The organism is Candidatus Marithrix sp. Canyon 246, from assembly GCF_001723685.1.
Classification (GTDB): Bacteria; Pseudomonadota; Gammaproteobacteria; order Beggiatoales; family Beggiatoaceae; genus Marithrix.
The window spans coordinates 1-22008 of sequence record NZ_MCBX01000019.1 but is presented as its reverse complement, the minus strand read 5'-3'; the positions used below and the strand labels follow the sequence as shown (position 1 = coordinate 22008).

Annotated in this window: 18 protein-coding genes; 10 read left to right on the top strand and 8 right to left on the bottom strand. The window is 32.0% G+C overall.

The genetic code is table 11. From position 1 onward, the window contains the following. Window positions 1-2: 2 nt before the first annotated feature. The 4 genes from feoB to BHU68_RS10705 are packed head-to-tail and all read right to left on the bottom strand — an operon-like array spanning window position 3 to window position 3281. A complete protein-coding gene (gene feoB / locus BHU68_RS10720) occupies window positions 3-2168 on the bottom strand; it encodes a Fe(2+) transporter permease subunit FeoB (RefSeq protein ID WP_069472104.1) in 2166 nt (721 codons plus the stop codon). Further along, on the bottom strand, window positions 2165-2398 hold the full coding sequence (locus BHU68_RS10715; RefSeq protein ID WP_102135605.1) for a FeoA family protein: 234 nt from the start codon (window positions 2396-2398) through the stop codon (window positions 2165-2167). Before BHU68_RS10715 ends, feoB begins: the two co-directional genes overlap by 4 nt. Beyond that, entirely contained in the window at window positions 2388-2624 is a 237-nt protein-coding gene (locus tag BHU68_RS10710) for a FeoA family protein (RefSeq protein WP_069472105.1), read from the bottom strand. The genes BHU68_RS10715 and BHU68_RS10710 overlap by 11 nt, the downstream gene beginning before the upstream one ends. 57 nt (window positions 2625-2681) lie before the next feature. Next, complete coding sequence (locus BHU68_RS10705) at window positions 2682-3281, bottom strand: Crp/Fnr family transcriptional regulator (RefSeq protein WP_069472106.1); 600 nt, start codon at window positions 3279-3281, stop codon at window positions 2682-2684. Between the two features lie 135 nt (window positions 3282-3416). On the opposite strand from BHU68_RS10705, the gene BHU68_RS17710 reads away from it, so the two are divergent. From BHU68_RS17710 to BHU68_RS10685, 4 genes are read left to right on the top strand one after another with little or no spacing between them, the layout of a single operon-like run. Continuing rightward, a complete protein-coding gene (locus BHU68_RS17710; RefSeq protein WP_320409049.1) occupies window positions 3417-3617 on the top strand; it encodes a hypothetical protein in 201 nt (66 codons plus the stop codon). Next, a complete protein-coding gene (locus tag BHU68_RS10695) occupies window positions 3614-3934 on the top strand; it encodes a nucleotidyltransferase domain-containing protein (protein WP_069472107.1) in 321 nt (106 codons plus the stop codon). The genes BHU68_RS17710 and BHU68_RS10695 overlap by 4 nt, the downstream gene beginning before the upstream one ends. Then, the gene (locus BHU68_RS10690) at window positions 3931-4896 is read left to right on the top strand and encodes a type IV pilus twitching motility protein PilT (protein WP_069472108.1); all 966 of its coding nucleotides are present in this window, start codon (window positions 3931-3933) and stop codon (window positions 4894-4896) included. The genes BHU68_RS10695 and BHU68_RS10690 overlap by 4 nt, the downstream gene beginning before the upstream one ends. A 4-nt stretch (window positions 4897-4900) precedes the next feature. Beyond that, window positions 4901-6487 (top strand): AAA-like domain-containing protein, encoded by a 1587-nt coding sequence (locus BHU68_RS10685; RefSeq protein WP_069472109.1) that lies wholly within the window; start codon window positions 4901-4903, stop codon window positions 6485-6487. A gap of 54 nt (window positions 6488-6541) precedes the next feature. Here BHU68_RS10685 and BHU68_RS10680 read toward each other — a convergent pair whose 3' ends face one another. Further along, window positions 6542-7768, bottom strand: coding sequence for an ATP-binding protein (locus BHU68_RS10680; protein ID WP_069472110.1), 1227 nt, complete (start codon window positions 7766-7768; stop codon window positions 6542-6544). A 156-nt stretch (window positions 7769-7924) separates the two neighbouring features. On the opposite strand from BHU68_RS10680, the gene BHU68_RS10675 reads away from it, so the two are divergent. From BHU68_RS10675 to BHU68_RS10650, 6 genes are all read left to right on the top strand, one after another. Further along, entirely contained in the window at window positions 7925-8650 is a 726-nt protein-coding gene (locus tag BHU68_RS10675) for a carbonic anhydrase (protein WP_069472111.1), read from the top strand. A 68-nt stretch (window positions 8651-8718) separates the two neighbouring features. Then, window positions 8719-9495 carry a succinate dehydrogenase iron-sulfur subunit gene (locus tag BHU68_RS10670; protein WP_069472112.1) on the top strand — a complete coding sequence of 259 codons (777 nt, stop codon included), beginning with the start codon at window positions 8719-8721 and terminating at the stop codon, window positions 9493-9495. Between the two features lie 34 nt (window positions 9496-9529). Beyond that, window positions 9530-10297: a restriction endonuclease gene (locus BHU68_RS10665; RefSeq protein ID WP_069472113.1), complete on the top strand. Its 768-nt coding sequence runs from the start codon at window positions 9530-9532 to the stop codon at window positions 10295-10297. Beyond that, window positions 10269-11240, top strand: coding sequence for a DNA-methyltransferase (locus tag BHU68_RS10660; protein WP_069472114.1), 972 nt, complete (start codon window positions 10269-10271; stop codon window positions 11238-11240). The genes BHU68_RS10665 and BHU68_RS10660 overlap by 29 nt, the downstream gene beginning before the upstream one ends. Further along, window positions 11233-13026, top strand: a complete 1794-nt coding sequence (locus BHU68_RS10655; protein WP_069472930.1) for an aminopeptidase P family protein — start codon at window positions 11233-11235, stop codon at window positions 13024-13026. Before BHU68_RS10660 ends, BHU68_RS10655 begins: the two co-directional genes overlap by 8 nt. A 2-nt stretch (window positions 13027-13028) precedes the next feature. Beyond that, entirely contained in the window at window positions 13029-13523 is a 495-nt protein-coding gene (locus BHU68_RS10650) for a DUF3426 domain-containing protein (RefSeq protein ID WP_069472386.1), read from the top strand. Here the strand turns inward: BHU68_RS10650 and BHU68_RS10645 are convergent. From BHU68_RS10645 to BHU68_RS10635, 3 genes are all read right to left on the bottom strand, one after another. Further along, window positions 13518-14480, bottom strand: a complete 963-nt coding sequence (locus BHU68_RS10645; protein ID WP_069472385.1) for a DNA polymerase III subunit delta' — start codon at window positions 14478-14480, stop codon at window positions 13518-13520. The two genes, BHU68_RS10650 and BHU68_RS10645, sit on opposite strands and share 6 nt — an antisense overlap. Beyond that, entirely contained in the window at window positions 14477-17077 is a 2601-nt protein-coding gene (locus BHU68_RS10640; RefSeq protein ID WP_069472384.1) for an ATP-binding protein, read from the bottom strand. Before BHU68_RS10640 ends, BHU68_RS10645 begins: the two co-directional genes overlap by 4 nt. A gap of 16 nt (window positions 17078-17093) precedes the next feature. Beyond that, the coding region (locus tag BHU68_RS10635; protein ID WP_141700015.1) for a tetratricopeptide repeat protein at window positions 17094-22008 on the bottom strand (4915 nt) is incomplete at its 5' end.

The following is a 22008-nucleotide window of genomic DNA, read 5'->3' as shown; positions in this document are numbered from 1 at the left end:
TCTTAAACTGTTTGTTGATTACGCCCATAAATATAAAATCCCACAACTGTAATCGCAAATGAAGACAATAAACCAATTACCCAAGCAATTGAGCTGATTGGATGTTGTGCAAATGTACCTAATTGATAGAAGACTGTAGAAAACATATATGCTAATCCAGTTGTCCAACTAGCTACAAATATCGCCCAAGCCATATTGGTTTCTCTATATACAGCCGCTGTTGCTGCTACACATGGAAAATATAAAAGAATAAATAATAGATAAGCAAAAGCACCAATTTTACCATCAAATCGCGCTACCATCGCGCCGAATGTGCCTGTACTTACTTCTGGTTCTTCTGTAGTCGCTGAACCAATACCTAAAGGATCAAGGATTGTATCTGTAACAGCGGCTAAATTGGCAGGAATAGTAGCAAAAGCTTCTGCGATTCCATGCAAAAAATTAAATTCTTCTTCCTCTTCTTCACCTCCAACTGCTAATTTACTATAAATAGCATCCAGTGTTCCAACTACTACTTCTTTTGCTAATACTCCAGTAAAAATACCAACTGTAGCAGGCCAATTATCTTCAGTTAAGCCCATTGGTGCAAAGGCTGGTGTCATAGTACGTCCAATTTCACTTAAAACTGATTTATCAGTATTTTCATTACCAAATGAACCATCAGTTCCCCAAGAATTAAGAACATTAATTACAACCACCATTGGCACAATGACTTTACCAGCACGAATAATAAAAGACTTTAAACGATCCCAAGTTCTAAATAAAATGCCTTGAATTGTAGGTATATGATAAGCTGGCAATTCCATCACAAATGGTGATGCTTCGCCTTTTAACAGAGTATTTTTCATAATCAAGCCAGTTAATACTGCAACTGCAATCCCAATTAGATATAATCCAAATACTAAATTTTGCCCACCTACTGGAAAAAATGCAGCGGCAAATAAAGCATATACTGGTAAACGCGCACCGCAAGACATAAATGGATTCATTAAAATTGTTAAAATACGATCACGTTGATTTTCTAAAGTGCGCGTTGCCATAATTGCTGGTACATTACAACCAAAACCAACTATCATTGGCACAAAAGATTTACCGGGCAATCCAATAAAGCGCATAGAACGATCCATTACAAAAGCCGCTCTAGCCATATAACCAGAATCTTCTAAGAAGGATAAGAATAAATACAGAAAACCAATAATTGGAATAAAGGTAGCAACTACTTGAATACCACCACCAATACCACCGGCAATTAAAATAGTTACAGCTTCTGGTAAACCAATAGCAGTCAGAATTGCACCGAAACCATCAACAAAAACAGTTCCAAATAACATATCAAAAAAGTCAATAAAGGCACCACCAATGTTTATTGTAAACATAAACATCAGATACATCACAGCAAGGAAAATCGGTATGCCAAGAATACGATTTAGAACGATTCTATCTATCTTATCTGAAATAGTTTTAGTAACTTTGCCAGTTTTTTTGACAGTTTTTTCTATAACTTTAGTTATAAAACCATAACGACTATCAGCAATTACAATATCAACATCTTCTTGTAAAGCCTCAGCAATTTGTTCATCATTTTCTATAGCCTTTAAATTTATCCAACGAGAATTCGATTTATCAGCTATAGTCTCTTCAATAACTGCTGGATATTTAAACTGTGCATGTGGAATAGCGACACTACTATCCATTATCTGCTTTAATTTATCAATACCTTGATTTTTAGCAGCAGTTATGGGAATAACAGGTACTCCTAATTGTTGTGATAATGCCTCAATATTAATTTTAATATTGCGTTCCTCAGCAATATCCATCATATTAAGTGCTACCACTAAAGGTATATCCATCTCTAATAATTGAGTAGTTAGATAAAGATTACGTTCTAAATTAGAAGCGTCAATAATATTAAGAATTAAATCAGCTTCATCAGAAACAATATAATCATGAGCAATTTGTTCATCTAAAGATGTCATACCTTCAGTAACATCAAGAGAATAAATACCCGGTAAATCTACTAAATCAATATTGTCGTAATTACCTAGCTTACGTTCAACCGTTACACCCGGCCAATTACCTACATGTTGTTTGGTCCCAGTAAGTACATTAAATAATGTTGTTTTGCCACAATTAGGATTACCTACTACCCCTATAACTAAATTTTTCATACTTTCTCAACTAATAATACTGCTGCCTCATCTTTACGAAGACTTAATGCAAAACCACGTACAGATATTTCTATAGGATCACCCATAGGCGCGTAACGTGTCACACTAAACACGGCTCCGGGAGTTAAACCCATAGCCAAAAGTTTTTTACGATAAACTAAATTTGTTTTATTAAACCCAGTAACTTTACCAGTTTCACCAACAGCCATATCACCTAAACTAATTGCCATTAGACATCACCATAATTTTATTAGCCATACCAAAACCTAAAGCCAAACGTGTTTCACCTCTACTTACAATTAAACCATTACCATGTTCTCGCTGTATAATTTGTAATTCAGTTTGTTCTATAATTCCCATAGCAATTAAACGCTTGATTAAAAACTTGCCTGCTGTTACAGCTATAACTTTTACTGTTTCGCCTTCACTAGCCATTGCTAGAGGAAATGTATTCATAATTGGTACCCTTAATAAATAGTGCATATGATAATCGTTTTCATTTAGAATTGCAAGCTAAAGATGAAATTTTTTCGACTTTAATCTACTAAGTGATTGTGGTGTGATACCTAAATAGGTAGCAATATGATATTGTGGTACTTTTTCTAATAAATAAGGTGCTTCATTTATTAAATCTTCAAATCTCTCTTGAGCGGTTTTTGTTAATCTATCAATAGTTGCATTATGAGTATGAGAATAAGCCATTTCAGCCATCAATCTTCCAAATCTTTCACCTTTTTTTGAATGCTTGTATAAAAATTGTAAATCATTATAAGTTAATGATAATAATTCGCAATCTTCTAAAACTTCAAAACTTATTTTTGATTGACTTTGATTAACAAAGCTATCATAATCTACAACATATACATTTGTCATTTTTGAATTTGTGTCATTAAAACAAATATTCCAAGTATAATCTTTGCCATTTAGCTCTATAATATAAGCTCTAATTATGCCATAATTAATAAACATTAATTTGGTACAAACATCTCCAGCATAATGAATTATTTCACCTTTTTTATGATGAAACATTTTTACTTTTGATTTAAATAATGCCCACTCAATTTGATTGAGTGAGATATACTTATCTATAAACTTTTTATATTTGGTAAACATTAAAATATTTCATTACATATGAGTAATACTAAAGATATTCGTTGGAAACAACGGTTTGATAACTATGAAAAAGCTTATTTACTCTTGGAAAAAGCTTGTTTGATAGAAAATCCTTCTGAAACAGAATGAGCTGGCATTATACAGTTTTTTGAGATGGCTTTTGAGCTTTCGTGGAAACTACTGAAAGATTATTTGGAAAATGAAGGTTATATTATAAAAATACACACTTATCATGAAAAAACTGCGATAGAAGTAGAAGAAAAAATTCATCAATCTTATGTGCTTATGCTCAAAGAACTTTATGATGATTTTAAACTAAAGATGGAGCAGGAATGAAATTCGGTTTAAAGCAAAGAGATATGGATAATATCAGGTTAGCCTTAAAAAAATTTCCAGAAATAGAAGAAGCGATTATTTTTGGTTCTCGTGCAATGGGTAACTATAAAAATGGTTCAGATATTGATATTTCTATCAAAGGTAATAATATTAGCCATCGCACACTTGCAAGACTCAATTCATTATTAGAAGAAGAACTTCCAATTCCTTTTTTCTTTGATATTGTAGATTATGCAAAGATTAGTTCAGATAAATTGATTGCACATATTGATCGGGTTGGAATTGTGTTTTATGAGAAGTATATTAATGAATTATGAATATAATAGATTTATTGAAAGATAGTGTAGCGAATGGTTTTTCTGATGTACATTTATCAGCAGCAATGCCACCTATGGTGCGTCTTGATGGTGACTTAATAAGATTAGATGCAGATATTCTTGATAATATTCAAGTGGATGATATGATTAATGAGCTTATGGATGATAAGCAGCGTCAGCGGTATGCACAAGGTTTAGAGTGTGATTTTGCTTTTTCTATAGATAATCTAGCACGATTTCGTGTTAATGCTTATTATCATAATCGCGGTGTTGGAGCAGCAATTCGTATTTTACCAGTAGAAATTCCAAATTTAGAAGATGCTCCATCTATTTTTAAAGATTTTGCTCTAATGGATAAGGGTTTGATTGTGGTGACTGGAAGTACTGGTTCTGGTAAATCAACTACTTTGGCGGCAATGCTAAATGAGCGCAATCAAAAACATAAGGGGCATATTTTAACACTTGAAGATCCTATTGAGTTTATTCATTATAGCAAATCTAGTTTAGTTACACAACGTGAGATAGAACGCGATACAACTAGCTTTGCAACTGCTTTAAGAGCGGCTTTGCGTCAGGATCCTGATGTGATTTTAGTAGGCGAATTGCGTGATTTAGAAACTATCCGTTTAGCCTTATCAGCGGCAGAAACTGGACATTTGGTATTAGCAACTTTGCATAGTAATTCGGCAATAAAAACTATTGATCGTATAATAGAAGTATTTCCAGCGGCAGAAAAAGATATGATTCGTAATATGTTATCAGAATCTTTGCAGGCGGTGATTGCGCAATGTTTATTAAAAAAGCAAGCTGAAAAAGGGCGTATTGCCGCTTATGAAATTCTAGTTGCCACACCAGCAGTACGTAATTTAATTAGAGAACATAAAATAGCTCAAATCTATTCAGCAATGCAAACAGGCAAAAAATTTGGAATGCAAACTATGGATCAGCAATTAGAGGGTTAAAACTATGCGAAAATTTTCATCATATGGTCCAATTGATTTGGATTTACATTATTATGTTCCTCGTCAAGAGTTGATAGACAAAGCATTTCAACATAATAAAGGTGGTCATTATATTACCATCTGGGCACCTCGTCAAACAGGTAAAACTTGGATTATGCGAGAAGTTTTCTTAAAACTTAAAAAGCAAACTGAGTTTGATGTAATTATCCTGCCTTTGCAACATCTCTCTAATGTAACTGATGTCAATCGTGTGGTTCAAGTGTTGAGCAGGGAATTGATAGAGCAGTTAAATTTAGGTGATCTCAGCATCAACACATTGGAAGATTTTGAACTGTTATTCAAACGGCAAACTCTAACTAAACCCTTAATTTTGATTTTAGATGAGTTTGATGGGCTTGATGAATCAGTGATTAGTTTGCTTGTAGGTTTTTTTCGTAATATTTATAACAAGCGTCAAAATGAAGTTGATAAATCAACAGCAGAAAAGAAATATTTATTACATAGTTTGGCATTAATCGGAGTACGCTCAGTATTAGGCGTGGAAAACATGAGAGGTTCTCCTTTCAATGTTCAACGCAGTCTGCATATTCCTAATTTAACTGCTGATGAAGTAGTTTCTCTATTTAATAGTTATCAACAGCAAACTGGGCAGTCAATTGATTCAAAAGTAGTAGAACGTATTTTCTATGAATTTCAAGGACAACCGGGGCTAACTTGTTGGTTTGGCGAATTATTGACTGAGACTTATAATGAAAAGTTCCATGAACCGATTACTATGGAAAATTTTGAGGATGTTTATGCTGCTGCACTTGATTTATTGCCTAATAATAACATTCTAAACATCATCAGTAAAGCTAAACAAGAAGCATACAAACCCTTTGTTTTAGATCTGTTTCAAACCAAAACCGAAAGCAAATTTCTATATGATGAACCCATAATAAATTTTCTGTATCTGAATGGAATAATCGACATTGAACAAGTGAGTTTAAGAGAGAATTATATTAAATTTGCTTGTCCATATATACAGAAACGATTATTTAATTATTTTACCAGAGAAGTATTTAGAGAAAATATTAACTATTTATCTGATCCATTTGAAGATTTATCAGATACGATTACCGCAGATCAGCTCAACATTCGCCGCTTATTAGAAAGATATGAAGATTATTTGCAAATCAATAAAGAACAAATCTTAAAAGATGCACCACGTCGTAATAACGATTTGCGTGTATATGAAGCAGTTTTTCACTTTAATCTATATTTTTATTTAACTAGTTTTTTAAATAGCTATGATGCAATAGTTCAACCAGAATTTCCAACTGGAAATGGTCAAATAGATTTATTGATACGTCATGCTGGGCAATTATTTGGATTAGAATTAAAAAGTTTTGCCAGTCAAGCAGCATATCGTAAGGCATTAATTCAAGCGGCTAAATATGGTAAATCTTTACAAATAGCAGAAATTTTCTTAGTATTTTTTGTTGAAACTATAGATGAAACCAATCGCCAGAAGTTTGAAAAAGATTATATGGATAGCGATACTGGAGTCATGGTACATCCTAAATTTGTGCAAATTCATACATTGGTTTGAATTTGTATGATTCCTAATATGTTATCAGAATCTTTTCAGGCGGTGATTGCAGTTTTATAGATAGTGTACAGGGATTTGTATAATTTTATCTGTCAACATCTCAATACGTTTTCCCCTATTAATCACAATACCATAGGGGCATTTCATATCATCAATAAAATTTTTAAGTCCACGCAATTCGCGTTGTTTAATTACTGTATTTAATTTAATTTCAACAGGTAGAATGCCAAAATTTCCCTCAATAACTAAATCCACTTCAGATTTATCAACCGTTCGATAGTAAGTAAATTCTAATTGAGTTTCCATAGTTGCTTCTAAACCACGTATTAATTCTTCTATTACAAAACTTTCAAACGAAAATCCGGCTACTGGATGAAGCAATAATTGTTCTAAATCTTTTATTCTAAGTAAATGATGTAATATGCCTTGATCTCTGAAAAAACCTTTATTACTTTTCTGAACTTTTTTTAATGGATTGTTAATATAGGGTTCCAGATTACGCCACAAAAAAGTTTGGTGAATAATATCCAGATAATCTTTCACCGTCGAGACGCTAACTTCTAAGGCTGTTGCCATATTACTCATATTAAGTTGATGCCCAGAATATTGTGCTAATAGTGTCAGAAAACGTCGATAATTATAAATATTTAAACGTGGAAATAAACTTCTTATATCACGATTAATATAATTATCAATATAATTTTCCATCCAATGTTGGTAATAAAGTTCATGATTTTCAATCATTGGTTCTGGAAAACCACCTTTTAACCAGAGTTTCATGCTGTGTTCTAAGCTAAGTTGTGGTTTTAAAATTAAAAAGTCTTGTTGCTTGCCACTGATTATCAGAGAATACAGTTCAGATAAAGGTTTTTCATATAATTCGCTTTGTTTAAAAGGAGACATTTCTATAGTGGCAATTCTACCCGCAAGACTTTCTGTAATGCCTTTGACAATCTTAGGAGAACTAGAACCTGTAACTATAAAACGCCCTTTGATTTTTCTATTTGCATCAATAACACCTCTAAGCACTCGAAATATTTCAGAATACTGCTGTGCTTCATCAATAATGAGTTGTTGTGAATTTAAACTAAAAAAAGCAATAGGATCGCTAGTGATTAATTGATAATCATCAGGGCTTTCTAAATCATAATATTTCCAATCAGGTTTAAGCTGTTTAACCAATGTCGATTTTCCACATTGACGCGAACCAATAATAACAACAACTGGAAACATATCGAGTAATTGGTTAATTTTTGAGGCAATATGACGGTTTTTATCCATGATATTTAAGTGCTACTCGTAAAATATAGGGCTTATATTCATAATATAACACTTTTTAAGGAAAAAGCAAGATTATTTATTGAAATAATTTGGAATGCAAACTATGGATCAACAATTAAAGTGTTATAATTAAATTTTAATTTACTGGAAAAACAAATGAAAAAATCTTTAATAATTCTTGCAAGTACTTTATTAATAAACGGTTGTCAGTCAGAGCATTGGGGATATTCAGGAGATGAAAGCCCTAAACATTGGGGGGATTTACATAAAAATTATAGCTTATGTTCTAGTGGCAAAAATCAATCGCCAATTAATCTGACAAATTTGATTGAATCTGATTTAGCAGCAATTGAATTTAATTATGGCACTTTAGTGAGTGACATTGTTAATAATGGGCATACTGTTCAAGCTAATTATGCCGCTGGAAGTAGTATCACATTGAATGGACATAGCTTTGATTTAAAACAATTTCATTTTCATACCCCTAGTGAAAACCATATTAATGGTAAATCATATCCTATGGAGGCACATTTAGTTCATGCTGATAAGGCTGGTAATTTAGCAGTTGTGGCTGTGATGTTTGAGCAAGGTGATGCTAATTCTGCAATGGCTGATTTGTGGAAACAAATACCGAAAAAGGCTGGAGATAAACATTCATTATCATCAAAAGTCAATGCTAGTAATTTATTACCAGAAAATAAAGACTATTATCGTTTCAATGGTTCCTTAACAACACCTCCCTGTACAGAAGGTGTGTTATGGTTAGTTATGAAAAATTCAGTTTCAGTATCTAAGCAACAGATTGAAACATTTTCTAATGTAATACACCATGCCAATAATCGCCCAATTCAAGCGATAAATGCACGCCCTGTGTTGCAATAATTTGAAAAACAAACCTGACAGGTTTTAAAAACCTGTCAGGTTTACTGCCTGAATGGAGTAAATAAAATATGGCTCAATTCAAACTACCAGCAAAATCAGTTGTAAAAAAAGGTAAAATTGTTAATACCCTAGAAGGGGAAAATGTTAAGAAGTTTATGATTTATCGCTGGAATCCCGATAATGATGATAATCCACGTCTTGATTCTTATGAAGTTGATTTAGATGATTGTGGTGAAATGGTGCTTGATGCTCTGATTAAAATTAAGGATGAAATTGATCCTAGTTTAACTTTTCGCCGTTCTTGTCGTGAGGGTATTTGTGGTTCTTGTGCTATGAATATTGATGGTACTAATACTCTTGCATGTACTAAATATATTAAGGATATTAAGGATATAGTTAAGATTTATCCTTTGCCTCATATGGAAGTGGTAAAAGACTTAGTGCCTGATTTAACTTATTTTTATGCTCAATATGCTTCCATAAAACCGTGGTTAGAAACTCAAACTCAGCCACCTCCAGATCGCGAAATGTTGCAATCAAAAGAGGATCGCGAATTGTTGAATGGTTTATCTGAGTGTATTTTATGTGCTTGTTGTTCAACAAGTTGTCCCAGTTATTGGTGGAATAGTGATCGTTATTTGGGTCCAGCTATTTTATTACAAGCTCATCGTTGGATCATGGATAGTAGAGATGAAAACTCTGGTGAAAGGTTGGATAATTTAGAAGATCCATTTCGCTTATATCGTTGTCATACCATTTTAAATTGTACTAAAACCTGCCCTAAAGGTTTAAATCCAGCTAAGGCTATTTCTGAAATTAAACAAATGTTAGTGCAAAGACGCTGATAAATACCTAAACAAATTGAGGAAAATAGAATAAATGTCTTATGATGATTTAGAACTGAAGAAGCCTATCGAATCCGATGATTATGAAGAATGTTCTGGTTTTATTGTGTGTTCTATTGAAAATATAATGAAGGATGCTATGGATTCTGGTCATAATAAAATCATTATAAACACAAACTTAAAACTTGGCATTCCAATGGAGAATGTGAATAAAATTGCTGGTCCTTTTATTGAAGCATGGGCATTTGAAAGATTTTGTGATGCTCTTGAAGATGAAAATAATAGTTATCAACTAATGAATGTTGAAGCTGGTGAACGCCTAAATATGGCTGATGTTATTTTACAATTTCAAAAAGTCAGAAAAAGGCAATCTTCTGTAACAGCCAATGTTGATGTAAAAGCCACATCTAAAGATATAGTAAATAGCGGAAAATCACCAAATATTACATCATTTGCACGAATTCGCTCAGCATACGTCACTGATCCAGATTATATCTTTATTATTTTGTCTATAAAACATAAGGTTTTTAGTTCACGGGATGAAAATACTAAAATGATGATGGGTGTTATGGAAATCGTAGATTTCAATGCATATGATTTGAAATATCTATCAGATTCAGATATAAGTTATAATCCTGCATTAGGAACTGGACAAATTCAAATAAAAGATATTCATTATGTAACGCATCAGAAGCGTACAACATGGGAATTTTGTGAATTATTAGATAGAAAGTTTATTGCCTCAAACAAAGGCTATAACCAATGGCTAAAGTATGCAGAAAAAAATAATTGGATTAAATAATAAACACATACATTTGCAATGTGGTGATGCAATTGATTTGTTTAAAACAATTGAAAACGAGTCAGTTGATCTTGTAATCGCTGATCCACCTTATAATTTAGGAAAAAATTATGGAAATAATCATGATCTAAAAGGCTTTGATGAGTATTTAGACTTTACAAGAAATTGGCTCACTGAGGCAAAACGAGTATTAAAGCCAGAGGGATCTATTTATGTCTTTATGGGGGTACGTTTCATTTCATACCTTTATGATATATTAGATCGTGAGCTTGAAATGTTTTTTAACAGTTGGGTTGTGTGGCATTATACACAGGGAATTGGAAAAACAAAGGGTTTTTCACCAAGGCATGATGATATATTGTTCTTTAATAAGAGCAATAAATTTGTTTTTAATCTTGATGATGTGCGAGTACCTCAAAAGTATTATCGCGCTCGTAATAATATGAGAGGTGCCAATCCCGGGGATGTTTGGCAGTTTTCTCATGTTCATTATTCAAATCCAAATAGACAGAACCATCCAACTCAGAAACCAGAAGGCTTAATTGAACGAATGGTTTTAGCTTCTAGTAATAACAATGATGTTGTTCTTGATCCATTTTCTGGTAGTGGTACGACCTTGCGTGTTTGTCAACAACTGGAAAGAAAAGCTATAGGATTTGAAATAAATCCTGATTTTATAGAAATGACAAAAAAGCGTTTAGCTATGTCTTTCAATGGATTCGATAGTATCGATCCTAAAATGGAAAGAGTTCCAAATGATCTTAGAAAACCTGAAATTAGACATGAATACCTAGAAAATCACATTAAATGGTTTCTTGAGAATCATGAAACTGCTATTAAAGTTTTTAGGAAAGCAGTTATAGAAAAATATGGAAACAGTGCATTTGATATAAATACAAAAGGAAATCAATCTCAATTGAATTTATACCCAAATAATGAATAAAATAAATTATAAAAAACGTCTGCAATTACTATTCGCTGAATTGAATAATCATGGTTTTGATGGTTTTATTGTGCCTCATGCTGATGAATTTCAAGGTGAATATGTTCCTGCTTCGGCGCAGCGATTAGCTTGGCTTACTGGTTTTACTGGTTCTGCCGGTTTAGCTATTGTTCATCCTGATGAATCTGCAATTTTTGTTGATGGGCGTTATACCTTAGCTGTGCGCGATCAGGTTGAGACATTTAAGCCTTATGATTATTCTTCACTAACAGAATGGCTGAAAAAACAAAGATCAGTTAAATTGGCTTATGATCCTTGGTTACATACTTTAAATGATTTGGCTTTATTTAAGGATGTTCAGCTAGTTGCTTGTGAGACTAATCCGATAGATACCATTTGGTTAGATCAACCTGAGCCGCCGCTAGCACCAGTTGTGCCTTATCCACTATCTTATGCAGGTGAAACTAGTGAAACTAAGCGCGAACAAATCATATTGGATGATGGAATTGACGCTGTTATGTTGACAGCACCTGATTCTATTGCATGGTTATTAAATATTCGAGGTGGTGATGTACCTCGTGCGCCTTTGCCGCTATGTTTTGCTATTCTTTATGCAAATAAATATGTAGATTTATTTATTGATAAACAAAAAATAAATGTAGGGTGGGTAGAGCGGAGCGAAACCCACCATTTGGGAGATTCGGTGGGTTTCGCTTCGCTCTACCCACCCTACATGATAGAAAAACATTTAAGTGAAAACGTTACAATTTATGAGTTTACCGATTTAGCTACAATACTTGACAAATTAAATCAATCAAGCGTATTAATTGATCCTAAACAAACACCAGTTTGGATTGTCAAGCGATTAAATAAAATCGTCAAAGGCGATGATCCATGTCTGTTGCCGAAAGCATGTAAAAATTCTACTGAAATAGCTGGAACTCGTGCCGCTCATCTGCGAGATGGTAGTGCTTTAACTCGTTTTTTATCTTGGCTCAAACCGGGTGTTGATGAAATACAAGCGGCAGAACGTTTAGAACAATTTCGTGCTGAAACGGGTTTATTACATGATTTAAGTTTTGATACTATTTCTGGATATGGTGCAAATGGGGCAATTGTTCACTATCAAGTTACAGCAAAAACCAATAAAGTTTTAGAAACTGGCAATTTGTATCTAGTTGATTCTGGTGGACAATATTTAGATGGCACTACAGATGTTACCCGCACAATAGCAATTGGCACACCAACAGCAGAACATAAAGATCGTTTCACTCGTGTGTTAAAAGGGCATATTGCTATTGCGACTTGCCGATTTCCTGAAGGTACAACAGGTACACAATTAGACATTTTAGCACGACACGCGCTGTGGCAAGTAGGTTTAGATTATCAACATGGAACTGGGCATGGTGTGGGAATTTTTCTATCAGTACACGAGGGTCCACAATCAATTTCTAAAAGAATCAATAAAATAGCCTTAAAACCGGGGATGATAATATCTAATGAACCGGGCTATTATAAAGCTGGTGCTTATGGTATTAGAATAGAAAATTTAATTCTAGTTACTGAAGCAGAAGCAATTGAAGGTGGAGAACAGCCAATGATGGGATTTGAAACTCTAACTTTAGCACCGATTGATAGAAATTTAATAGAAGTTAGCCTATTGAATGAAAAAGAAATTGCTTGGATAAATAATTATCATGCTAGAGTCTATGAAAAAATCGCACCGACATTAAAAGATGAAGAAGAATGTCAGTGGTTGGCAAAAGCTACGGCTACTATATATTAATTATGAAAACAGATAATACATGGAAATCCTTCCTATTTTGGACATTTATAGTAATAGTGTTTTCAGTAACACTAACTATACAAGCTATGTGGTTTTGGCAGCGCGATGTATTTTTACAAAATTCTCATATTCGCCCTTTGTTAGTTAAATTTTGTTATACCTTTTTATGCACTTTACCACCCACAAGGGATCTTAGTAGTTTTCAAATGAAAAACTATGTTTTTCATGTAAATGAAAAAACTAGTTTGCAATTGGAAGCTATATTTATAAATAAAGCTAGTTTTCCGCAAGCTTATCCTGATTTGCAAGTCACATTTATAGATATAAATGATCATACCATAATAAAAAAACGTTTTACACCAGTTGAATATTTACAAGCAGCTCCTGATAAAATGCGAGCTGGAGCTTCTGTACATGTCAAATTAGATTTTATGGATATGGAAAAAGTTATTGAAGATAATAAGGTTGCAGAAGGTTATCGCTTTAAATTTTTATAGATTATGCCAAACAATAGCAACAGATTCCAACAATCCTTGTGGTTTTATATTAGTCTGAGTTGTAATGAGACGATAAGCTTCGGTTTGTAAGTCTAATAATTTAAATAAGGCTTGCAAATCAAATTGTTTTGAGATATTTTGTAAAGGATTTATAATGTCTTTATTGATGATGAAACTGCTGTTAGCACTTAGGCTATAGCGAATCATATCCATTATCCAGCTATTCATCCATTCTAATATTTGTTTTGGATTGCCTTTATTCCATTGTTGGGCAATTTTTATTGGTTCTTCTTTGTTAGTAACTAATTGGTTTAAACTATCAAATAATTCTCCACGTTTTTTTATATCTTCTGCTAATGCTAAAGCTGCAAGGGGTGCTTGGGCTGATAAATTTAGCAATAATTGTGCATCTTGTTTTGCAGGGAGTTGATTTTGTAACCATGCAAGTGTTAGTTTTTTCTCAGGGCGACTAAAATCTAGTCGTTGACAGCGGCTTCTAATTGTCGCGCTTAAAGCCATTGGTTGATGACTTATTAGCATAATTAAGGTTTTCGCTGGTGGTTCTTCTAATAATTTTAATAGGCTATTAGAAGCATTGGCATTCATTGCTTCTGCTGGATTTAATATCGCTATTTGGTAGCCACCATAATTACTGGTTAAGGTGCAATATTGAATAAATTCTCGTATTTGATCAACTGTAATTATTTTGCTTTTTTCAGCAATTTTTACTTGTAAAAAATCTGGATGGGTTCCAGCATTTAATAAATGACAAGCTTTACATTTCCCACAAGCTTGCCCAGTTTCACACAATATAGTTTCAGCAAAATTACGTGCAAATTCTGCCTTACCCATTCCTTGTGATCCACATAATAACAAAGCATGTGCTAAATGGTCTTGTTGCCAACTAGCTAATGCCTGTTGCCATAATGCTTGATGCCAAGGTAAAATCGTTTTCATTTTAAAAAGTTTCGTATCTTATTAATATCAAAATCACTACAATAACTTCGCAATTCAGCGGCAAAAGCTTGATATTTTGAATCCATTTTTTCTAATTTTATAACTTCTTTCGTGATACGCCCTATATTTCCTTGTTTTGCATAATGGGATAAGTTTTTCATAATCTCTGCTGGTGGTTGTACTAAAGCTTGTTTGACTTTGTTTAGCTTAGCTTTGGCTTCAAACATCCATTCTAATTTTAAATATTGACGAATTTTTTCTAATAATTCATCTGAATTAATCGGTTTTGCAATAAAATCATTACAACCAGCGGTAAAACTCTCTTGACGATGTTGTTCAAAAGCACTTGCTGATGCCGCTATTATTATGACATCGTTTAATTGAGCGCGAATTTTACGAGTTGCTTCAAAGCCATTTACTCCGGGCATAATTAAATCCATAAAAATTAATGCTGGTTTTTCCGTAATTGCTTTTTCAATACCTTCTTCCCCGTCGCTAGCTTCTATAATATCAAAACCAATTGAATCCAATAAATTAACTAAAATAGCGCGATTGGCTTCTTTATCATCTACAATTAAAATTGTATGTGGTTTGTTGTAAAAACCGATAATATTGCGTTGTTGTATCTCATTAGGTGGTTGCCAACCAGTTGCTTCTGCTAGTTTTAAGTCAAACCAAAATACAGTTCCTTTGCTTAAAATACTATTTACTTTTAAAGTACTTTCCATAATCTTAACAAGTTTATTACTAATTGATAAGCCTAAACCGGTGCCTTGAGGCATTTGTTTTTGATTACCTACTTGTTGAAATGGTTTAAAAATTACTTCTAATTCGTTGTATGCTATACCGCAGCCGGTGTCTTCAACTTGAAATCTAATTTTATCCATGTAGCGATGGATTTTAAATACCACTTTACCTTTGTCGGTAAATTTAACGGCATTGCCTAATAGATTAATTAGTATTTGACGTAGTCGCGTATCATCAGTTATCACAGCATGAGGTAAGTTTTCACTTATTTCGCAATTAAAAATTATATCTTTTTCTTGGGCACGAATTTGAATTATATCGGCAATACCCTTGATAAAAACTTCAAAATCAAAAGTTTTAGGCTGAAGTTCCATTTTTCCAGCTTCAACTTTGGATAAATCTAAAATGTCATTGAGTAATATTAATAGATGCTCTCCTGATTTGTGAATCGTATTAATAGCTTTAACTTGTCGTTCATTCAAAGTTTTATCACGGTGTAAAATTTGAGTAAAACCTAATATACCATTTAATGGTGTTCTAAGTTCGTGACTCATATTGGCAAGAAACACGCTCTTAGCGCGATTAGAAGTTTCAGCAACCTCTTTGGCTTGCGCTAAATTTTCTTCCATTTGTTTACGTTCAGTAATATCTCTAACTACTCTCAGTATATGAACTTTGCCTTTATATTCAAAAGTACTACCTCGCACATCAACATTAAATATAGTCGCATCCTTACGAATATCTAAAGATTCAGTTTCAAATTCGCCTTTATTTTGCGTTTCAAAAATAAAACGTTTAAAGTTATAATAATAGTCTGGATGAACCAGATTTTTAGTCGAAAGTTTAATCAATTCATCGTAATTATAGCCATACATCTGACATGCCTGTGGATTTCCTTCAACAATATTGCCGTCAAAATCACTAATTATAAAAGCATCGCGTGCTGCGTTAAAAATGCTTAAATATTGAATTTCTTTTTCTCGCAACATATTTTCTACGCGCTGACGTTCTGCATCATGATGTTGTTGCAATAAATCTTCAGCATCTTTACGTTTATTAATAACTTTATTAGCAGTATCTGCTAAGGCTTGAAATTCACCAATTTTAAATTTATTTAGGTTTAGTAATCTATGTTGAGTGGTAGATTGTTTTAATCCTTTAGCAAAAAGATTAAATTCAATATTTATCCGTTTAGAAATTAAGTAGGCAATTAAAAAAGCAATACTAGCAATAAAAAAAGAAATCAGAATCATCCATAACATATGCCTTTTTAAACCAGCAATTAACTTTTGTTTATTTTGAGAACTTACTATTTCTATTTCATCAAGGTAAATACCAGTAGCAATTAATAAATCCCAATTTTCTAAATAACGAACATAGGATAACTTTGAGGTTAAAACTCCATTGCTAGATTTTTTTCTAGTATATTTAACAAAGCCATCTTCTTTGCTAGCTTTAATTAAGGCTTGTAAAATATTAATTCCATTAGGATCAGTAATGTTAGCGACATTTTGCCCTGCTCGTGTAGGATGGATTAACATATTACCTTTACTATTCAAAACAAAAATATAGCCATATTGTTTAAATCTGACTTGTTTCAGCCATGCAAACATTTTTTCTTTGTTTTGTTTATTAAATTTTACACGTTCAACTAATTTATCAATTATAGTTTTTAATCTTTGCTTTTCTAAACTAGTATATTGCTCTTTAAAGACGATAGCTTCTTGTTCAAATCGTTGATACTCAAATATCATAAAGGATGCGGTTAAGGATACCATTAAAACCATGATACCAATCAAAGAACTATAAATATTGACCTTTTTAATACTATTAAATCCTAAAATTTTCACAACATATTTGCCTAATTTAATTTAATTTCAGTAACATCATATTAGCATCTCTGAAACGTTTTTTATCACCAAGACGTTGGTATAAGTATATTTGATGTTTCAATACTTTTATTTTATCTTTTCTATTGTTGTGAATTTGGTGCCATTTGTTTAATATCTTCACGGCTTTTTGCCAATGCCCTTTTTGTTCATAAGCTTCTGCTAATGAAATTGCTAAGCCAGCAGAAATTTTCTTTAATGGAATTTGTTCTAGTATTCTGGCTTTTTTGCCAGCTTGGTTAGTTTCTCCATATGCAAAGGCTAACATTAGACGGTATTGTTCTTTGTTAGTTTTTTTCAGTAATCCTTCTAAAATAGTTATAGCTTTTAAATAATCTTTGCTTACATATAGGTAATGGTTAGCTAAGTTATTTGCATATTTATTTGGTTTGATGCTATGTAGTTTTTTATAGATTGGTAAAGCTTTATTTTTTTGTTCAGTTTGAACATAGATGGAAGCTAATACTTCTAAGTAATCTAGTTTTTCAGAATCTCTTGACACTAATTTTTTATAGTAAGTTTCTGCTTGCGGATAATTTTTTTGTTGCAAGTTATAACTAGCTAAAAATGGCAATAGTTCGTTTTCTAATATCGGATATTGCTCAATTAATCTAGGCAATTTTTGTTCTTGCTTAGTTTGAATGTAAATCGAGGCTAATATTTCTGGGTATTTTTGATTATCAGGTGATTTGACACAAAGTTGTTGATAATATGTTGCTGCTTTTTGATAATCTTTGCTATTTAGATAATGGCTAGCTAATACTGGCAATAAATTTTCTTCTAAAAATGGAAATTCATTTATTAGTTGATGTAATTCCATTGTTTGAGTGGTTTCAACATAAATCGAAGCTAATGCTACTGGATAGTCTGTTTTATCAGGATGCTGAGCAATTAATTTTCTATAGTAAATTGTTGCTTTACTATAATTTTTGCTATTTAGATAATGGCTGGCTAGCATTGGTAATAAGTCTTGTTCCAGAAATTGATAGCGTTTTATTAGTCTTTGAGCTTTTGGCATTTGTTTGGTTTCAATATAAATTGATGCTAAGGCTTTTGGATAATCGCGTTTTTTTGGATGTAAACGTATTAATTTTTTATAATAATTTTCAGCTTTTTTATAATTTTTCTTTTGTAAATAATAACTTGCTAAAACTGGCAATAATTGTTGTTGCAAATATGAATAGCGTCTAGTTAGTTGTTGAACTTTTCGCATTTGCTTAGTTTCAACATAAATTATGGCTAAAGCTTTTGGGTAATCGCGTTTTTTTGGATGTAAACGTATTAATTTTTTATATGATCTTTCGGCTTGGCGATAATTTTTTTGTTGCAAATCATAGCTAGCAAAAAAAGCTAAAAAGTCATTTTGTAAATATGGATAACGTTTAATTAGTTGTTGGGCTGTTGCAATTTGTTTAGTTTCTATATAAATAGAAGCTAGTACTTTTTTATATGCACGTTTCCTAGGGTTTTTAGCAATTAGTTGCTTATAGTGTTGCTCCGCTTTTGGATAATTTTTTTGTTGCAAATAATAGCTAGCAAAAAAGGCTAAAGAATTTTTCTTCAAATATGGGTATTGATTAATCAATCTTTCTGCTTTGCTTGTTTGTTTAGTTTCTATATAAATAGATGCTAATCCAGCCGGATATTGTGAGTTTTTAGGATTTAATTTAATTAATTGTTGATAGTAATTTTCTGCTTTCGCATAATTTTTCTTTTGCAAATAATAACTAGCAAGCACTGGCAATAATTCTTTTCTTAGAAACGGGAATTCTGCCATTAATAAATTAACTTTGTTAAATTGTCTAGTTTCAACATAGATTGAGGCTAAGGCTTTTGGATAATCGCGTTTTTCTGGATAGATAAAACTCAATTTTTGATAATAAACTTCAGCTTTAGCATAATTTTTATGTTGTAAATAATAACTAGCAAACACTGGTAATAAGTCTTGTTGTAAAAACGGATAGCGTTTTGCTAGCGTTTGAGCTTTTCGCATTTGCTTAGTTTGAATATAGATTGAGGCTAAAACTTTTGGATAATCGCGTTTGTCTGGGTATTTAAAATTCAATTTTTGATAAAGCTTTTCAGCCTGTTTATAATTTTTTTGTTGCAAATAATAACTAGCAAACATTGGCAATAATTCTTGTTGCAAATATGAATAGCGTCTAGTTAGACGTTGAACTTTTCGCATTTGCTTAGTTTCAACATAAATTATGGCTAAAGCTTTTGGATAATCGCGGTTTTTTGGATGTAAGCGTATTAATTTTTTATATGATCGTTCAGCTTGGCGATAATTTTTTTGTTGCAAATCATGGCTAGCAAAAAAAGCTAAAAAGTCATTTTGTAAATAGCGGTAACGTTTAATTAGTTGTTGTGCTTTCGCTATTTGTTTAGTTTCTATATAAATAGAAGTTAATACTTTTTTATATGCACGTTTCCTAGGGTTTTTAGCAATTAGTTGCTTATAGTGTTGCTCCGCTTTTGGATAATTTTTTTGTTGCAAATAATAGCTAGCAAAAAAAGCTAGAAAATTTTTCTTCAAATATGGATATTGATTAATCAATCTTTCTGCTTTGCTTGTTTGCTTGGTTTCTATATAAATAGATGCTAATCCAGCCGGATATTGTGAGTTTTTAGGATTTAATTTAATTAATTGTTGATAGTAATTTTCTGCTTTTGGATAATTTTTCTTTTGTAAATAATAACTAGCAAGCACGGGCAATAATTCCTTTCTTAGATACGGGAATTCTGCCATTAATAAATTAACTTTGTTAAATTGTCTAGTTTCAACATAGATTGAGGCTAAAACTTTTGGATAATCGCGTTTGTCTGGATAGTTAAAATTCAATTTTTGATACAGTTTTTCAGCCTGTTTATAATTTTTCTGTTGTAAATAATAACTAGCAAGCACTGGCAATAATTCTTGTTCTAAATACGGATTGTCTTTAGTTAGACGTTGAACTTTTCGCATTTGCTTAGTTACTACATAAATTGTAGCTAAGGCTTTTGGATAATTTTTATTATCAGGAAATTTAATAATTAATTTTTTATAATATTTTGCAGCCTTAGAAAATTGTTTATGTTGTAAATAATAACTAGCCAATACTGGTAATAAGTCTTGTTGTAAATATGGATAGCGTCTAGTTAGTCTTTGAACTTTTCGCATTTGCTTAGTTACTACATAAATTGTGGCTAAAGCTTTTGGATAATCGCGTTTTTTTGGATATAAACGTATTAATTTTTTATAAGAGCGTTCAGCTTTTTTATAATTTTTATTTTGTAAATAGTGGCTTGCAAAAACTGGCAATAATCCTTGTTTTAAATATGAATAGCGTCTAGTTAATTTTTGAGCTTTGCTAATTTGCCCAGTAATAACGTAAATTGTCGCCAAGGCTTTTGGGTAATCGCGTTTTTTAGGATGTTTTTTTATCAAAGCTTGATAATAGTTTTCGGCTTTGCGATAATTTTTGTGTTGTAAATAATAGCTGCTCAAAAAAGCTAAAAATTTGTTTTGTAAAAATGGGTATTGTTCTAAAAATCGAATTAACTTTTTAGGTTGATCACTATAAAGTGAAGCAATATTTGCTAAATATGTTTTATCTTTAGTGTGTTTATAAAGTTGCCATAAGATTTTTTCGCTGGTTTGAAGATCTTTTAATTTATAGGTAATACTATAAGCTTGTTTAAGTGCATCAATATCTTTCCATCTTTTCCAGACATGACGATTAACTGCTAAAGCTTTGTGATATTCAGCAGTTTCTACATAAATAGTGGCTAATGCTTGTTGGTATTTTTTATTTGTAGGATCAATTAGCGATAATTTTAGAAAACTTGCCTCAGCTTTTTTGTAATTGCCATTATTCAAATAATAGTAAGCAACATAAGTCATATATTCCGGTTGTGATTGTAAAATCGGAAATTCTTCTAATAATTTCACCATTTTTTCTGGTGCTTTTGCAATATAAACTGCCGCTAAGTTTTTAAGGTGTTGGATGTTGTTTGTATGTTTATAAATTTGCCTTAATAAACTATTCATTTTACTGAAATCATCTAATTTATAGGCAATACCATAAGCGGCTTTTAAAGCAGAAACATGTTGCCATTTATCCCAAATTCGTTGATAAATAATCAATGCAGCTAGATATTGTTGTTGTTCCATATAGATTTCTGCTAATCTAAAAGCATAATCTTTTTTATAGTCAGCTAATAGCGATAGCAATTTAATGACTTCATTTTCCATATCAGCTTGTGAAGCTAAAATTAAATAAGCTTGTTCCAATAATTTGACATTATTAAATTTCTCATAAGCCTTCCAATAAGTAGCCGCTACTTTTTTATAATTATTATCTTTACGATAAATTAAGGCTAAATATTTATATTCTTTTGCAGTTTCTGGAGATTTTAGATGCTTGAGCGCGTTTTGATAGTCTTGCTGATCAACATATAAATAAATTAAATCTGTTTTGAATTGTGTTAGTTTTTCTGCACTAGTGTCATGAGGTGGTGCAATTAAATAACGTTCTAACCAAGGAGTTTTTAATTTTGGCTTTTTGCTCCATGAGGCAATTTGTAAGGCTTTTTCTAAATCAGCCGCTGGTAATGTTTGTTGCTTTTGCCAATCTTTTTCATAGATTGCAAGTGCTTCTGATAAACGCTGATTCCAAACTAAAAACTCGCTGATATATTTTTTTTCACCTAATTGTTCAGCAATAAAAATTACAGTGTCTTGAACTTCTTTATCTTTTTTATTTTCTTGCCATTCTTCTTTAATATGAGGAAAGGCTTTTTTTAGTAAGTCTTCATCTTTCACACCCATAACACTAAGTGCTTTAGCAGTGGTAGTTACACCCTGCCAATTACTATAGTTATAATGAAGTTGCCCCATACGTTTTAAT

Excerpts from the sequence above, each read along its gene's own strand:
- BHU68_RS10685 (WP_069472109.1), top strand. The coding sequence starts at position 4,901 with ATGCGAAAATTTTCATCATATGGTCCAATTGATTTGGATTTACATTAT.
- BHU68_RS10670 (WP_069472112.1), top strand. The coding sequence starts at position 8,719 with ATGGCTCAATTCAAACTACCAGCAAAATCAGTTGTAAAAAAAGGTAAA.
- BHU68_RS10690 (WP_069472108.1), top strand. The coding sequence starts at position 3,931 with ATGAATATAATAGATTTATTGAAAGATAGTGTAGCGAATGGTTTTTCT.
- BHU68_RS10695 (WP_069472107.1), top strand. The coding sequence starts at position 3,614 with ATGAAATTCGGTTTAAAGCAAAGAGATATGGATAATATCAGGTTAGCC.
- BHU68_RS10710 (WP_069472105.1), bottom strand. The coding sequence starts at position 2,624 with ATGAATACATTTCCTCTAGCAATGGCTAGTGAAGGCGAAACAGTAAAA.
- feoB (WP_069472104.1), bottom strand. The coding sequence starts at position 2,168 with ATGAAAAATTTAGTTATAGGGGTAGTAGGTAATCCTAATTGTGGCAAA.
- BHU68_RS10675 (WP_069472111.1), top strand. The coding sequence starts at position 7,925 with ATGAAAAAATCTTTAATAATTCTTGCAAGTACTTTATTAATAAACGGT.
- BHU68_RS10645 (WP_069472385.1), bottom strand. The coding sequence starts at position 14,480 with ATGAAAACGATTTTACCTTGGCATCAAGCATTATGGCAACAGGCATTA.
- BHU68_RS10715 (WP_102135605.1), bottom strand. The coding sequence starts at position 2,398 with ATGGCAATTAGTTTAGGTGATATGGCTGTTGGTGAAACTGGTAAAGTT.
- BHU68_RS10705 (WP_069472106.1), bottom strand. The coding sequence starts at position 3,281 with ATGTTTACCAAATATAAAAAGTTTATAGATAAGTATATCTCACTCAAT.
- BHU68_RS10665 (WP_069472113.1), top strand. The coding sequence starts at position 9,530 with ATGTCTTATGATGATTTAGAACTGAAGAAGCCTATCGAATCCGATGAT.
- BHU68_RS10655 (WP_069472930.1), top strand. The coding sequence starts at position 11,233 with ATGAATAAAATAAATTATAAAAAACGTCTGCAATTACTATTCGCTGAA.
- BHU68_RS10650 (WP_069472386.1), top strand. The coding sequence starts at position 13,029 with ATGAAAACAGATAATACATGGAAATCCTTCCTATTTTGGACATTTATA.
- BHU68_RS10660 (WP_069472114.1), top strand. The coding sequence starts at position 10,269 with ATGCAGAAAAAAATAATTGGATTAAATAATAAACACATACATTTGCAA.
- BHU68_RS10680 (WP_069472110.1), bottom strand. The coding sequence starts at position 7,768 with ATGGATAAAAACCGTCATATTGCCTCAAAAATTAACCAATTACTCGAT.